This is a genomic window from Lactococcus nasutitermitis, assembly GCF_018403765.1.
GTDB classification, from domain to species: Bacteria; Bacillota; Bacilli; order Lactobacillales; family Streptococcaceae; genus Lactococcus; species Lactococcus nasutitermitis.
The window spans coordinates 55,630-70,622 of sequence record NZ_BOVQ01000007.1; the positions used below are offsets into that span (position 1 = coordinate 55,630).

The 14,993-nt window shown below is 40.9% G+C and carries 12 protein-coding genes; 8 read left to right on the forward strand and 4 right to left on the reverse strand.

Translation table 11 applies throughout. The features are described 5' to 3' along the window. Positions 1 to 3 precede the first annotated feature (3 nt). From KJS36_RS08525 to add, 3 genes are all read left to right on the forward strand, one after another. Positions 4 to 2,142, forward strand: a complete 2,139-nt coding sequence (locus KJS36_RS08525; RefSeq protein WP_213536498.1) for a Tex family protein — start codon at positions 4 to 6, stop codon at positions 2,140 to 2,142. After that, positions 2,135 to 2,587, forward strand: a complete 453-nt coding sequence (locus tag KJS36_RS08530) for a SprT family protein (protein ID WP_213536499.1) — start codon at positions 2,135 to 2,137, stop codon at positions 2,585 to 2,587. The genes KJS36_RS08525 and KJS36_RS08530 overlap by 8 nt, the downstream gene beginning before the upstream one ends. Positions 2,588 to 2,805: 218 nt before the next feature. Beyond that, a complete protein-coding gene (add, locus tag KJS36_RS08535; RefSeq protein ID WP_213536500.1) occupies positions 2,806 to 3,837 on the forward strand; it encodes an adenosine deaminase in 1,032 nt (343 codons plus the stop codon). Between the two features lie 43 nt (positions 3,838 to 3,880). On the opposite strand, the gene KJS36_RS08540 is transcribed toward add, so the two are convergent. From KJS36_RS08540 to KJS36_RS08555, 4 genes are all read right to left on the reverse strand, one after another. Next, entirely contained in the window at positions 3,881 to 8,947 is a 5,067-nt protein-coding gene (locus KJS36_RS08540) for a Cna B-type domain-containing protein (protein ID WP_213536501.1), read from the reverse strand. Positions 8,948 to 9,146: 199 nt separating this feature from the next. Continuing rightward, positions 9,147 to 10,829, reverse strand: a complete 1,683-nt coding sequence (gene rnjA / locus KJS36_RS08545) for a ribonuclease J1 (protein ID WP_213536502.1) — start codon at positions 10,827 to 10,829, stop codon at positions 9,147 to 9,149. Positions 10,830 to 10,890: 61 nt separating this feature from the next. Then, the gene (locus KJS36_RS08550; protein WP_213536503.1) at positions 10,891 to 11,463 is read right to left on the reverse strand and encodes a TMEM175 family protein; all 573 of its coding nucleotides are present in this window, start codon (positions 11,461 to 11,463) and stop codon (positions 10,891 to 10,893) included. A gap of 3 nt (positions 11,464 to 11,466) precedes the next feature. Next, a complete protein-coding gene (locus KJS36_RS08555) occupies positions 11,467 to 11,697 on the reverse strand; it encodes an RNA polymerase epsilon subunit (protein WP_213536504.1) in 231 nt (76 codons plus the stop codon). Positions 11,698 to 11,958: 261 nt separating this feature from the next. On the opposite strand from KJS36_RS08555, the gene tsaB reads away from it, so the two are divergent. The 5 genes from tsaB (at position 11,959) to KJS36_RS08580 (ending at position 14,923) form a co-directional block, all read left to right on the forward strand. After that, positions 11,959 to 12,684, forward strand: coding sequence for a tRNA (adenosine(37)-N6)-threonylcarbamoyltransferase complex dimerization subunit type 1 TsaB (gene tsaB, locus KJS36_RS08560; RefSeq protein ID WP_213536505.1), 726 nt, complete (start codon positions 11,959 to 11,961; stop codon positions 12,682 to 12,684). Beyond that, the gene (gene rimI / locus KJS36_RS08565; RefSeq protein ID WP_213536506.1) at positions 12,638 to 13,198 is read left to right on the forward strand and encodes a ribosomal protein S18-alanine N-acetyltransferase; all 561 of its coding nucleotides are present in this window, start codon (positions 12,638 to 12,640) and stop codon (positions 13,196 to 13,198) included. The genes tsaB and rimI (KJS36_RS08565) overlap by 47 nt, the downstream gene beginning before the upstream one ends. Then, a complete protein-coding gene (rimI, locus tag KJS36_RS08570; protein WP_213536507.1) occupies positions 13,188 to 13,634 on the forward strand; it encodes a ribosomal protein S18-alanine N-acetyltransferase in 447 nt (148 codons plus the stop codon). Before rimI (KJS36_RS08565) ends, rimI (KJS36_RS08570) begins: the two co-directional genes overlap by 11 nt. A gap of 63 nt (positions 13,635 to 13,697) precedes the next feature. Further along, positions 13,698 to 14,726, forward strand: a complete 1,029-nt coding sequence (gene tsaD / locus KJS36_RS08575; protein ID WP_213536508.1) for a tRNA (adenosine(37)-N6)-threonylcarbamoyltransferase complex transferase subunit TsaD — start codon at positions 13,698 to 13,700, stop codon at positions 14,724 to 14,726. Beyond that, positions 14,723 to 14,923 (forward strand): DUF4649 family protein, encoded by a 201-nt coding sequence (locus KJS36_RS08580; protein ID WP_244842862.1) that lies wholly within the window; start codon positions 14,723 to 14,725, stop codon positions 14,921 to 14,923. The genes tsaD and KJS36_RS08580 overlap by 4 nt, the downstream gene beginning before the upstream one ends. The last annotated feature ends 70 nt before the right edge of the window (positions 14,924 to 14,993 follow it).

Sequence of the window (14,993 nt, forward strand, 5' to 3'; positions counted from 1 at the left end):
GCTATGGAAAATATTGAAAAAATCGCTGATTTGTTGAGCATTAAGCCTTGGCAGGTTGAAAAAGTATTGGAACTGACTGCTGAGGGAAATACAGTTCCTTTTATCGCGCGTTATCGGAAAGAAATCACTGGTACGCTTGATGAGGTGGAAATTAAAAAGATTATTGATGAAAATGAAAGTTTGACAAAACTGTCAGAAAGAAAATTGACAGTTCTGTCAAAAATTTCTGAGGCTGGAAAATTGACGGACGGACTTCGTCAGCAGATTGAAGTGGCTGAGAAGTTGTCAGAAGTTGAGGATTTGTATCTGCCTTATAAGGAAAAACGGCGCACGAAGGCAACGATTGCACGGGAAAATGGCTTGTTTGATTTGTCACAAATGATTGTGAAAAATGTGTCAGATTTGACGAATGAAGCTGAGAAATTTGTCAATGAAAAAGTTGAAAATGCAGAAGCTGCGATTTCTGGCGCGATGGATATTCTGATTGAAATGATTTCAGAAGCTGCGCCTTTGCGGAGTTGGTTACTTTCAGAAATCAAGCAAAATAGCCTGCTTACGAGTTCTTTGAAGACGGATGCGGTAGATGAAAAACAAGTTTTTCAGATGTATTATGAATTTTCTGAGAAGATTTCCGAAGTGCCTAATCATCGCGTGCTGGCGCTTAATCGTGGCGAAAATCTGGGGATTTTGTCTGTGAAATTTGACAATAATGAAGATAAAATGTTGCGTTATTTCATTTCGCGTTTTACAGCGCAAAATAATCCAAAAATGCAGCAGGCGCTTAAAGAAGCGTTGAAAAAGAAGATGTTGCCAGCGATGGAGCGGATGGTGCGCGCGGAATTGACGGAACGTGCGGAAGATTCGGCGATTGATGTTTTTGGGCAAAATCTGAAAAATCTTTTGCTCGTTGCCCCTTTGAAAGGTCGTGTCGTTCTTGGGTTTGACCCAGCCTTTCGGACAGGCGCGAAGCTGGCAATCGTTGATGCGACTGGAAAATTACTGATGACGACGGTGATTTATCCTGTGAAACCTGCGTCAGCAGATAAGATTGCTACATCGAAAGTCACTCTTGCTCAGCTGATTCGCGATTACAAGGTAGATATGATTGCGATTGGAAATGGGACGGCAAGCCGAGAATCTGAGCAATTTGTGGCAGATGTCTTAAAAGAAAATGAGTTTTCTAATGTTTATTATGTGATTGTGAGTGAATCTGGGGCTTCAGTTTATTCAGCAAGTGAACTTGCTCGTACAGAATTTCCAGAATTAACCGTTGAAAAACGTTCGGCAATCTCAATCGCACGGCGCTTGCAGGACCCATTGGCGGAGCTTGTGAAGATTGAGCCAAAAGCCATTGGTGTGGGTCAATATCAGCATGATGTTTCTGAGAAAAAACTCACAGAAAACTTAGATTTCGTTGTCGAAACGGTCGTCAACCAAGTCGGTGTCAATGTGAATACGGCGAGTCCGTCGCTCTTGTCGCACGTTGCTGGGCTGAACAAAACGCTCGCGCAGAACGTTGTGACTTATCGTGAGGAAAATGGCGCGCTTGCCACACGAGCTGAGCTGAAAAAAGTACCTCGTCTGGGTGCAAAAGCATTTGAGCAAGCGGCAGGATTTTTGCGCATTCCGGAAGGGAAAAATTTCCTTGACAATACGGGCGTTCACCCTGAAAGTTACAGTCTTGTCAACACTTTATTGACAGAAATCGGTGCTGACAGCGCTCAAATGACTTTGACAGAACTGTCAAAAAAATTGTCAGCAATCAATATCCCAGAAATGGCTGAAAAACTGGGTGTTGGCGAGGTTACATTGACAGATATTATCAATGATTTGATGAAACCTGGACGTGATTTGCGTGATAATTTTGATGCGCCGATTTTGCGGCAGGATATCTTGTCAGCAGGGGATTTGCGGATTGGTCAAAAACTCGAAGGTGTTGTCCGAAATGTCGTCGATTTTGGCGCGTTTGTTGACATTGGACTGCATGATGACGGGCTGGTTCACGTCTCTGATTTGTCAAAAAATTTCGTCAAAAATCCTTACGAAGTCGTTTCTGTCGGGCAGATTGTGACAGTTTGGGTCAAAACATTGGACTTACAACGCGGAAAAATCAACCTGAGCTTGGTGGCACCACGTGAATAATGACCATTCTGTCAAAAATTCGGATGATAATTTGACAGCTTACGTCCAGCAACTTTCGCTGGAAAATTTTGGCTGGGAATTCAAGCACAAAGCCATTTGGAACAATCATTTGCGTAGTACAGGCGGCCGATTTTTCCCAAAAGACAATCATCTTGATTTCAATCCAAAAATGGCAGAATTACCAGACTTTGACAAAATCATTTTGCACGAGCTGGTGCATTATCATCTTTACCAGCAAAAACGCGGCTATAAGCACGCAGATAAAGACTTCAAACAATTACTCGCCCAAGTTGGCGGACTGCGCTATGCTCCCAATTTATCAACTTCCAAATTGATTTATAGCTGTCAACAATGCGGACAAATTTATCCCAGACAACGTAAAATAAACACACAAAAATATCGCTGCGGACGTTGTCATGGAAAATTACAACTCAAATATTTTTGACAGAACCGCCGAAGGTACCTCAGCACTTAGACTTTTCGGAAAGGGTAAATTGATAGCGGGTTGTCAGTTTTTACCCTGTCAAAAATCTAAAATTCCAGTAAAAGTATTTTTGACAGAACTGTCAAAAACAAAAAAAGGATGTCTAAAAACATTCTTTTTTGATTTTCCAAGCAAAATAGCGTAAAATAGAAAAAATACCCAAAAGACAGGAGATACATTTGCTACACTCAGAACTCATTGCCAAAATGCCAAAAGTAGAACTTCATTGCCACCTTGACGGCTCACTCAGCCTTGCCTGCATCAAACAACTCGCGAAAAATGACGGACAGAGCTTACCAGCTACAGACGCAGAAATCCTCGAAAAAGCGCAAGCACCTGAAACCACGCGCAATCTCCTCGAATATTTACAACGTTTTGACTTTGTTCTTCCTCTCCTGCAAAGTTACCGTAACCTCGAAATTGCCGCCTATGACGTCGTCCAGCAAGCAGCCAAAGACAATGTCAAATACATCGAAATTCGTTTTGCGCCAGCGCAACATCTCCAGAAAAATCTGACCCTCGAAGAAGCGGTAGAAGCAGTCATAGCAGGATTAGCGCGCGCAGAGCAAGATTTTGACATCACAGCAAATGCACTCATCTGCGGTCTCAAACATCAACCGCTCTCAGAACTTGAAAAACTCCTCCCACTTTTTGATACAATATCTGATGAAAAACTTGTCGGTTTTGACCTCGCAGGCGACGAAGTCAATTACCCAGAAATCAAATTTGAAAAAATCATCAGCGCAGCCAAAAACAGCAATATTCACATCACGCTCCACGCAGGAGAATGCCCTCATTGCGAGCAAAATATTATTGACGCTGTCGAGCTAGGTGCAACACGTATTGGACACGGTGTTATGAGCAAAGACATCACAGCTTATTGGGAGACACTCATTGAAAAAAATATCGTCTTGGAAATGGCGCCGACCAGTAATTTTCAAACAAAGTCAATCACAGCTCTTGCAGATTATCCTTTCAAAAAATTCTACGACGCAGGACTTCACGTCACACTTAATACCGACAATCGCACAGTGAGCAACACAAACCTCCAGCAAGAATATACAAAAATTGCAGACTGGTATGATTTTCAAGTTTCAGATTTTGAAAAAATCAATCATTATGCGATTGACGGTGCCTTTATCCCAGAAATAGAAAAAATTCAGCTACACAACGATTTCACAGCAGATTACGCGAAACTCATAGAAAAATAAAAAACCGCACATCAACAAAGTGCGATTTTTTTATCAAAATCTATCAATCTTTCGTGCGCCGTCGTATCAGGTAGGCAGCCAAGAGAGCGAGACATCCTAAACCAGCAAAACTAGCACTTGCGATACCTAAAGCAGGTAAGTTCCCTTTGTGATGAGAGGATGCAGTTTTACCAGTAGTAGCTGTAGGAGTTTTAGGGTGATTAACAGGTCTATTTTCTGGATTTGGTTCAGGGTCAGGGTTAGGTTCATTAGGGTCTGGTTTAAGGTCAGGGTCAGGAGTTGGCGTTACACCAGTTTTAAAGTTGGCAAAGACCAATCCTAAACCTTCATTAAGCGACCCGCGATATTCAGGAAAATCTTCCATCGCTCCAAATTCGAGAACGTTTGGATTATCCGCCGAACGTCGTGCCAAACGGATATGGATTTCCTCTGTATCAGCAAGTCCTTGTGGTTCATCCATATAAGCAACAATCACCGTGTTTGTGCTCTGATAACCAGCAGGTGGTGTATCTTCACTGATAATATAGAGATTACCACGTCCCATGTGGTCCATCCTTTTCGAGCCATTTATTGTCGAAAGTGTCGCACCAGTTGCCACATCAACATCTGGGTCTTCCTCAGTTCCCGCCAAATCCAAGTCACTCATATCAATAGTTTTCAAGTCTTCAAAAGGAGCATCAGGTTCATAGAGCTGTACCCAGCGGAGGAGAAATTGAGTATCCATCGGCTTTTCAGTAGTCCCATCCACTTTTTCAATAGTGAAAGAGTGTGTGATATTTGAGTGGATTTCAAAGGAAATCACATAAGCAGAAGTCTCAGCATCCTCTCGGAGTAGGCTTCGCGAGCTAGGTGTGACAGCTCTAAGATTGGCAGTAGTTCTCAGATTAAAATCAGGATTTTCTGTTTTTATCAGAGAAAGAATACCCAAAGGAGAAGCTGGTCTTTGCAGTTCCACCGCTCTATCAAAGATTTGAACATCTGGTTGTGTAATGACACTATCAAGGTCGTTGGGATGTTCATGATTTGGATTGTGATTTGGGTCATGAGCATTTGAATTATCAACATTTCCAGACATCAATTTATCGCCAGAAATATCAGCAGCGTTTTCCCAGACCTCTTCCCGTGTAGGAGTATTGATTATCCAAACCCCCATATCGTCACCATTCTCATAAGAAAATTTAGGAAATTGTCCGACAGCATTATTTTTCACAAGTTTATAGCTCTTGCCATATTCAAGTTCAATAGGAGCAGCCGTACCATTTTCTGAAAGTTTACCTTCACTATTGGACTTTAAGTTTTTGTAGAGAGGTTCAGAGTCAATTTCCCCAGCAAAGCTACTAAAGAATGACACAGGTGTGATGGGCTCATTTATCTCATCATCTTCCGTGACTTCTTCAAGTGTAAATTCGACAGCAGCCAGTGGTAAATCAAAATCCGCATCAATCTTTGTAACTTCCAGATAAAGTGGTGGCAGAGGAATCAGTGTATTTGTGATGATAAAGCCACCGGAACCATCAGTATCAATACTTACAGTATAGCCAGAAACCTCATCTTCCTCAACATCATAGTCATAAGGAGTTAAATGATAAGTCACTTGTCCATTTTCAGGAGAACTTTGTGAAATACCACTATATTTCGGTAAATTTTCAAAGTTGTGGTGCCAGTCATTCTCATCACTCAGTGCTTCTGGTGAGCCAAATCGCTCCCCATCTTGCAGTAAGTGAACGGTGATATCATCTGGACGCAATCCACTATATTCCAAATCTTCCCAGATTTTTAAAACAGGAATATCAATAATAGGAAGTTCAAACTGATTAGTAATTGTGAAACCATCTTCCATGTTTCCGGTGATGTTTGTATCGAAAATCTCGCTGAAATCTTCATAAGTATCACGTTCGCGGACAGCATAGTTGATGACCTCACCATTCGCATGATGTTTTGGTAGATCTTCAAACTCTCTTTGCCAGTTATCTTCTTCGGTCAATCTCAGTGTATCAATGACAGTTTCATCATCTGCCTCATCAAAGAGTTCCACCTCGATACCGTTTTCTGGAATAAAGTTATTCATAGTCTCATCATCAAAGACGCCAGCTTCCCAGATTTTCTCCACAGGGATAGAAACAAGCTCTTGATCATAAGTATTTGTGATGGTGATATTTCCATCATCATCTTTTTCATTATCAGTCATTACCCAGTCGGGAATAGCAGCTTCTTCTATACTATAGTCAAATTCAACACCAGCACTGCTGTATTTTGGCAAATTATAGAAAGTTTTTTCCCAAGTTGTTTCATCAACATCACCAGAGAAAGTAATCCAGCTATAAGGACTATCATCATTTACAGGTAACCAATTTCCATCCGCATCTTGATAAATCGGCTGATTATCTTGTAAAATTTTCACTCGAATAGAGCTAGGAGGAGTGACAGCACCAGAAGTTACCCATTCTTTAGTAAGAGAAAGGTCAGTGAATGCTTTTTCTTCATCAAAAGTGTTCGTAATCACAAAACCATCTTCAATGTCTCCAGAAACCTCACTTGTGTAGTAAGGTAACTCAGGGTCAATTATCTCTTTTACAGAATAAGCGATAAGTTTACCGTCCTCATCATACTTTGGAAGATAACCAAAGCTGAATGTCCAGTTACCGTCCTCATCTGCCGTGACTTCTTGAGCTTCACCGATTTCAGTATCGCCATTCATCAGTTGAATCTTGATACTGGCTGGACGAAGATTTTCATGTTCTTCATCTCCTATCCAGATTTTTTCTCCTCTTACTTCAGTAATTTCCAGTTTGTTGAGAAGTGTTACAGTGAAAATCGCACCTTCATCAACATAATCTACAACACTTCCATTGTCAGCACTGATTGTTGGTACATTATCTTCTACACTAATCGTCCAAGGTCCAGCTACTTTATGACCTGTGATAGGACGAGTTTCTTCCAAACGATAAGTCGCATCAGTTTCAAAGTAAATAGGAGTATCCCAAGCGACTGTGCCATCGGCTTGACTGATTCCAGTAGCGATAAGAGTATTTGAGCTATTATCTATACGTGTCAAAGTAAATTTAGCACCACTATGATGGTCACGTTCGCCATGTTTTATTAAGTTGAAAGTATATTTTTCAGTATTTGTCGCTGTTTTACCTGAAAATTCCTCATCATAATTAGGTAAATCTGTTTCCGAAGTCACAGAGTATTCAAAAGCTTGCCCCTCATTGTTGAAAGCTGGGAAAAGTTTGCCATCAGATACGGAACTTGTCCATGTATCGGCATTCACGCTTCCAGAAAGTTCTTCTGAAACAGACCAATCTGGATTTAGCGTATTTGTTTGACGTGTTACTTTAAGTGTGACAGATTCCGGACGATTTGTTTTGTCAAGGTCTAGCCACTTTTTATTTATTTCAAGAGGAATGCCAGGCGCACGTCCAGAAGGAACTGCAAAACGTGCTGTTTCCTCAGCCTCAGAACCAACATTATTGGTAAAGGTCGTCTCCGCTGGATTTGAAATATGATACCAAGTATCAGGATCAAAATTTTCGTCTTCTGTGTTGATGTGGACTTGGTAGTGGATTTGTAACTCTTGATTGTGAGCAAGGTTAATATTTGAAACAGTTACAGCTCGACTTGTTGTATCAAAATTTTCGTCGTAACTTCCACCTGTTCCTACCAAATTCACTTGGACACTATCAGGTTCAAGGAGGAATTGACCACCAAGCGTTGAAGTAATTTCGCCAGCTACAACAGTGTTGATACGTGTTTGCAAAATTTCAACAAGTCGTCGGCTTACTTCGGAAATGTCTCCATCAGGTAGATTGATGAAACCATCTCTATCTGCATTGTTTCCATTGATAAGACGTTTAAAATTATCTGTAATTTCGGCACTTGTGAAAGTACGTTCTATCGGTGTTCCAGTTGTTGGATAGGCAGCTTCTGGTTGGATATTGAGTCCAATACCATAAAGTGTGATTCCAGCTTCTCTTGCTTGGTCAGCTTCATAAGTAGTTGCAGGAAAAGTGCTGTCATATGTTGGATAACTACCTAAATTATTATTTGGTCCTTGTCCAATTATATTTCTAGCACGAAGTCCACCATTTGTCGCTTGAGACCAGTCAATTTGACGACTATTAGCATTAAATAGTCCATAAGTCCCAGTAGTTGCTCGCCCTGATACGACTTGTAGGAAGCCTTGAGAAGTTGTTGAAGTTGTATAAGGAAGACCATTGTGAGTAGTAGTTCCAGTAACTTCACCGACATCAATGATACTATTGTTATTTCCATCAGTGTAGTCAGTAATTGCGTTAGAGAAAGTTGGAATGCCATCTGTTAAGACAATCATAATCTTTTCACTATCACGACCACTGTTTGCAAGCATTTCACGTGCTTTTCGTATCCCTGCTTGTGTAAATGTGTAATCAGCATTTATCGCGGATTGATTTGCCAGATTATTTAAAGCAGTTTTAGCGCTGTTTTTATCTTGTAGAGGGATATTATAAAGGGGATTATCAAAAAGATTACTACCAAAACCAACGTGACCAACATGAATATCATCAGGATTACCGGTATAATTATCAAGCTCATCAGCAAAGCTATGAATTGCTTTCTGCCAGTATTCCATACGGTTATAGCTTCGCATAGAGTATGAAAAGTCGGAAACTATCACTATGTCAAGAGGTTTAGCTAATTCTTGTTGATAACCCTTCACATGAGTAAATACATCATACAAACCGGGTGTTGAGGTCTGTTTGGCAAACTGTGTGATGTCAAACTCTGGATGTTCAGCTGTGCCATGTTGTATCCATGTATAATCAAGAGGATTTGCTTGTCCAATAGCTGGAAAATTGTCAGCTAGAACGTTGTCTATTGTAGGACGGAAAGTATTTTCTCCTCGAACTTCGTTTCCTGTATAATTTAACACATCGACTTGGTTTTCAACTGTCCAGTTGGTATCTGTCGGTGGTCGTCCTCGATTTCCATTAGAATCTTGATAGGTTGGTTCGATAGTAGAGCGTTGTCCGCCGGCTGTTTTGATAGATCCAAAACCGCTAAGCAATGGTAACAGGAGCGTGCCGACTGCAAAAAGTTGGAGAGATTTTCTCAGCTTTTTCTTGTTCATAAATTTTTCCATCTGCCTTTCTGTGAGATTGAATGAAAATATGTTTAAATCATAATAATTGATACTTATTTTGATTATAAATATATTTTAAACCTTATTTAACACTTATAATTATCTCACAGTTTTTATTTTTTTCTTAATGAAATGGCAAATGGATTAGAAAAAAAGAATGAATTTATCATTCATTCTTTTTAATTATTTATTTATCAGGTGTCATTACCATTGGTACGACGAGGGGTTCACGTTCAGTTTGTTTATAAAGGAAAGGACTGAGAGCTTCACGCATTGCACGGGCAATCGTTGCTTCATTTGCATTTTCTTGATTGAGCGCTTCGCGGATAGCGTTGAATAGAACACGCTGACCTGAGCGGATAAGGTCGCCCGACTCACGCATATAAATGAACCCACGGCTGAGTAAATCAGGTCCTGCGATAATCATCTTTGTGTTAAAGTCAACTGTGGCAACGGCAAGGACAATACCATCTTCGGCAAGCTCATGGCGGTCATGCAAGACAGCATTTCCAACATCACCAATTCCTGAACCGTCAACATAAGTATCTTCGGCGGAGAAGTGGTCGGCTTTACGGGCAGAGTCAGCAGTTAATGCGAGAACATCACCGTTTTCCATGATAAAGCAATTTTCTTTTGGAACGCCAGTATCTTGGGCAAGTCCAGCGTGAATTTTGAGCATTCGATATTCACCGTGACAAGGCATGAAGTATTTTGGCTTGATGAGGCGAAGCATGAGTTTTTGCTCTTGTTGTCCACCGTGTCCAGAAGTGTGAATATTGTTCATTTTTCCGTAGATGACTTCTGCACCAGCTTCTTCGATGCGGTTTATCAGTTGATTGACACCGTAAGTGTTTCCCGGAATGGCATTTGAACTGAAAACAACTGTGTCGCCCATTTGTAGAGTGATGTGACGGTGCATACCGTTGGCAATACGACTGAGCGCTGCCATTGGTTCGCCCTGAGAACCCGTACACATGATGACAAGTTCGCTTGAGCTGTATTGATTGACTTCGTTCGGCTCGATAAATGTTCCTTGAGGTGCTTTGATATAACCAAGTTCAAGACCGTTGGCAATCGCTTTTTCCATAGAACGTCCAAATACGGCAACTTTACGTCCAGTTTTTACAGCGCCATCAACAGCTTGTTGAAGACGATAAACATTGGAAGCAAATGAAGCAAAGATGATACGTCCTTCGATACGCTCAAAGATTTTCATGATATTGGCACCGACAACTTTTTCAGAATTTGAAAAGATTGGGATTTCGGCGTTGGTTGAGTCACTCATGAGAAGGAGCACACCTTCAGAACCGAGACGAGCCATTGTGTGTAAATCCGCGGGAGTACCGATAGGTGTGAAGTCAAACTTGAAGTCACCTGTTTCAACAATTTTTCCTTGAGGTGTGTCAATGACGACAGCGATTGGATCTGGAATAGAGTGAGTGGTTTGGAAGAAACTGAGTTTCAGATTTTTGAAACTGACTTCACTATTGGCATGGATTTCGTAGAGTTTTGCATCGCGCAAAAGTCCGTGTTCTTCGAGTTTTCCACGGATAAGAGCGAGGCTGAATGGTCCTGCGTAAATTGGGATATTGGCTTCTTTGAGAAGAAATGGAATACCGCCAATGTGGTCTTCGTGGCCGTGAGTGATGAAAAGTCCTTTGATACGGTCTTGATTTTCAACAAGGTAGCTGTAATCTGGAATGACGTAATCAACGCCTAAAAGGTCATCTTCGGGGAACATGACACCGGCATCAATGACGACAATCTCGTCTTGATATTCGACGGCGTAACAGTTTTTCCCGATTTCTCCGAGTCCGCCGACTGCATAAACGGCAACTTCCTCGGGTTTTATATTAAGTGGTTTTGACATTTTGTCCTTTCTTGTGAGTAAAGTGTGTATGATTTTTTATTTTATTATCAAATTTAATAGTTTAGAGACTGATATTGTTCTTTTTGCGTGTAAAGGTCACGAAGAACACCCAAAACACAGTCGCGAGGAGAATACTAAAGCTCGTGGAGGCTGGGATGAAATATGCAAGTATGATGAGAATAATGCACAAAACCATCATGGTTGTGCGGACATGATTGATATGAGAAGCATAAGCATCGTGTTCTACATCTGAACGCTTGGATACGAAGTTGCCTAAAGTGTAAAGTCCAATAGTAATCAGTAAATAATTGCCTGAGTAAAAAAGGGCAGCTTCTTTTGAATTTGGAAAAGTACCGTGAAAACCTGTTGTGAAGGGGAGAAGTGTGATAGGTAGGAGAGTGAGATTATTTACCCAAAGAATGGTTGAATCTACTCGCCTGAGTGCATTAATCTCGTGATGGTGGCTAATCCAAAAACTTGTAACAAGTACAAAACTTGTAAAATAAGCAAAGAGCATCGCATAAAAACTTGTGCTAAGTTTTCCGTCTGTAGGAATCTTAAAGTTGAATACCATGAGGGTAATCACTATTGAAAAAATACCGTCTGAGAGACTTTCAATGCGGTTTTTGCTCATATATTAAAATGTTGTGATTGTAACGTCAGTATTTTCGCGTTCGTATTCGAGTGCTTCGTCGCTGAGGGCGTCGATAAATTCAACGATATAATCTGTGTTTTTTGCAATGACTTCGCGTCCTGCGATGATGCCTTCTTTTTCATCTTTGACGTCAAGGTCGAGATAGAGGATTTGTGTTGTTTCACGGCGTGGTGAACGTGTTTTGTCTGCTTGATAGAATACTTTAAAAATCATTTTATATTTTATTACGAGCGCTGCTCGCAATCCTTTCATTTTACAATGGTTCTTGTTTGCTTGTAATTGCAATTACTTTTATTTTAGCATATTTGAGGTAGAATGAAAAGCGCAGGTGACTGTTTTTGATAAATTATTGAAATGAAAACGTTCTGAAAATGGGCGAGGGTGGAAGTTGTGTCTGAAGCGTGGTAAAATAGAACTAGAAATTTTTTGACATTTTCGTCAAAAAAATAATTACTGTATATAATAGGAAAAAAGATGAATATATTAGCTTTTGATAGTTCGTCAAAAAGTTTGTCTGTGGCTCTGGTGGCTGACGGTGTGCTTCTTGGCGAAGTGAATTTGAATGTGAAGAAAAATCATAGCACGACATTGATGACGACGGTGGACTTTTTGCTGGCGCAGGCAGGATTTGATGCTGCTGACTTGGATAGAATTGCTGTGGCGCAAGGACCGGGTTCATATACAGGCTTGCGATTGGCAGCGACTGTTGGGAAAACTTTGGCTTATTCTTTGGATAAGGAAATCGTTGGTGTGTCTAGTTTGCTGGCGATTGCTGCGCGGATAAAAAGTCCAAAAAGTTTGGTTGTCCCAGTGATGGATGCACGCCGTGGCAATGCTTATGCAGCAGTTTATGAAAATGGCAAAGTTGTTGTTGCTGACCAACATTGTGTGTTCAGCGAGTTTTTGACAGACTTGTCAGAAAAAGTAAACTTATTTGACCAAGTGATTTTTACTGGTGAGACAGAAAATTTTGTGGCGGACATTGAAGCTGCAGGCTTTGATAGCTCACAAATCCTGTCAGACAGTTTGACAAAATTGCCATCAGCTTATGAAATCGCAAAAATTGCGGAAAATCTGTCGCCCGTGTCTGTACATGGATTTGCGCCACATTACCTGAAAAAAGTCGAAGCGGAAGAGAAATGGTTGGAGAATCATGAAGAAAGTACTAACGATACTGAAAACTACGTTCAAAGGATTTAGCCCGCGGCGTTACTTGGATATGGACGATATCGTGCTGGAGTCAGAACGTAATGGAGTGCATTATCGACTGGCGGAACGTACTGATATTGTTGATTTTTTGGCGATTGAGCGTGATGTTTACGAGGGAGATTTGCCTTGGACTTTTTCTCATTTTGAGCATGAAATTGTGCAAAATGATTTGGCATTTTTCGTTGTAGCTGAGACTGAGGGGAAAGTTGTAGGATTTATTGGTGCGCGCGTGATTAACCACGGACAAAATATCCATATTACCAATCTCGCCGTGCGTCAAGCTTTTCAAAAACGTGGCATTGCTTCGACGCTGATTCAGCAGATTATCCAGTTGATGACGGCACTCGGAAAAGGTGAAATGACACTAGAAGTGCGCCGCGACAATACGCAGGCGCAGGCGATTTACCGTCGCAATGGTTTTGCCACTGAGCAACTTTTGCCAGCTTACTACGATGACGGCGGAGATGCGATTTTGATGGTAAAGAAGCTGAAAAATGAAGATTAAACGTTTTGACAGAACTGTCAAAAATTTATCAGAGCTGACAGACGACATTTTTGATATTTTGGTCAATGTTTATGGCAAATCTCCTTGGTCAAAAACCTATATTTCCGAGGATTTGCAGTTGCATTGGAGCCGTTATTTTCTGGCAATGACTGACGAAAATCAGCCTATTGGATTTCTCGCAGTATCAGAAATGATGGACGAGATGGAAATCACAAATCTCGCAGTGTGCAAAGATTTCCAGCGCCAAGGAATTTCAACTGCCCTGTTCAACCAACTCTCGTTTTTTTCAGGCAATGTATTTCTGGAAGTCCGCGCGCAAAATTTTCCAGCGCAAGAACTGTACAAAAAACAAGGATTTACAGCCTATCACATCCGAAAAAATTATTACACAGAACCAGCTGATGATGCGATTTTGATGAGAAAAATACAAAATTAACAATAAAAATATTTTTGACAGAACTGTCAAAAAAATATTTCAAGAAAAAAGAAAAGAAAAATCATGAAAGACACATATATCTTAGCATTTGAAAGCTCTTGTGATGAAACATCTGTCGCCGTCCTAAAAAATGATACAGAGCTTTTGAGCAATGTTATTGCCAGCCAAATCAATAGTCACAAACGTTTCGGCGGCGTTGTTCCCGAAGTTGCCAGCCGACATCACGTTGAACAAATTACTGCTTGTATTGACGAAGCTCTTGAGCAAGCAAAAATAAGTGCAAAAGACCTGACAGCCGTTGCAGTGACTGAAGGTCCAGGACTTGTCGGCGCACTTCTCATTGGCATCATGGCAGCCAAAACTTTTGCATGGGCAAATCATCTTCCACTCATTCCAGTTAATCACATGGCAGGACACATGATGGCAGGCGCACTTGTTGATAAGATTGAATACCCAGCAATGGCGCTCCTCGTCAGCGGTGGGCACACCGAACTCGTCTATGTCGAAAAAGAAGGCAGTTACGAAAAAGTCGGCGAAACACGTGATGATGCGGCAGGCGAAGCTTATGACAAAGTCGGGCGCGTGATGGGCTTGACTTATCCAAGTGGCAAAGCTATTGATGAGCTGGCGCATAAAGGAAATGACACCTACCATTTTCCGCGGGCAATGATGACAACAAATGAAATAGAATTTTCATTTAGCGGACTAAAATCAGCTTTCATCAATCTTGTTCACAATGCCGAGCAAAAAGGCGAAAATCCCGTGCAAGATGACCTAGAAAATCTCGCAGCTTCTTTCCAAGCCGCAGTACTTGACGTTTTGATTGCAAAAACAAAACTTGCCTTAGAAAAATATCCAGTCAAAACACTCATCGTTGGTGGCGGAGTTTCAGCCAATCAAGGATTACGCGAACGACTGACCACAGAGATCACAGATACAAAAGTTATCATTCCACCGCTTCGTCTTTGTGGAGACAATGCAGGCATGATAGCAGCAGCAGCTTATATTGAATGGCAAAAACAACATTTTGCAGGACTAGATTTGAATGCAAAACCAAGCCTAGCTTTTGAAATAATCGAGGAAAAATCATGAAAATAACTTGTAAAACCCTAAATGGTATCACATTTACCGAAGAATTTGAAGATATCAATGACTTCATCAACGCACAGCTTGCAGACCAAGCCGCTATCGACGACAATCACAAAGTCATCTCCCTAGAAATTAACGGAGAAAATATAGATTTCCAAGGCAATGTTGGCGAACTCTACTATAAATTAACAGCAAAATAAAACTGTACACACACTGTGTACAGTTTTTTCTAATTTCACACACATTTTCTAAATTATTTTTAAGCGTATT

What these genes read in the sequence shown, in the direction of transcription:
- tsaB (WP_213536505.1), top strand. Translation starts at nt 11,959, where the DNA reads ATGAATATATTAGCTTTTGATAGTTCGTCAAAAAGTTTGTCTGTGGCT.
- KJS36_RS08525 (WP_213536498.1), top strand. Translation starts at nt 4, where the DNA reads ATGGAAAATATTGAAAAAATCGCTGATTTGTTGAGCATTAAGCCTTGG.
- KJS36_RS08580 (WP_244842862.1), top strand. Translation starts at nt 14,723, where the DNA reads ATGAAAATAACTTGTAAAACCCTAAATGGTATCACATTTACCGAAGAA.
- KJS36_RS08555 (WP_213536504.1), bottom strand. Translation starts at nt 11,697, where the DNA reads ATGATTTTTAAAGTATTCTATCAAGCAGACAAAACACGTTCACCACGC.
- KJS36_RS08540 (WP_213536501.1), bottom strand. Translation starts at nt 8,947, where the DNA reads ATGAACAAGAAAAAGCTGAGAAAATCTCTCCAACTTTTTGCAGTCGGC.
- KJS36_RS08550 (WP_213536503.1), bottom strand. Translation starts at nt 11,463, where the DNA reads ATGAGCAAAAACCGCATTGAAAGTCTCTCAGACGGTATTTTTTCAATA.
- rimI (WP_213536506.1), top strand. Translation starts at nt 12,638, where the DNA reads ATGAAGAAAGTACTAACGATACTGAAAACTACGTTCAAAGGATTTAGC.
- rimI (WP_213536507.1), top strand. Translation starts at nt 13,188, where the DNA reads ATGAAGATTAAACGTTTTGACAGAACTGTCAAAAATTTATCAGAGCTG.
- rnjA (WP_213536502.1), bottom strand. Translation starts at nt 10,829, where the DNA reads ATGTCAAAACCACTTAATATAAAACCCGAGGAAGTTGCCGTTTATGCA.
- tsaD (WP_213536508.1), top strand. Translation starts at nt 13,698, where the DNA reads ATGAAAGACACATATATCTTAGCATTTGAAAGCTCTTGTGATGAAACA.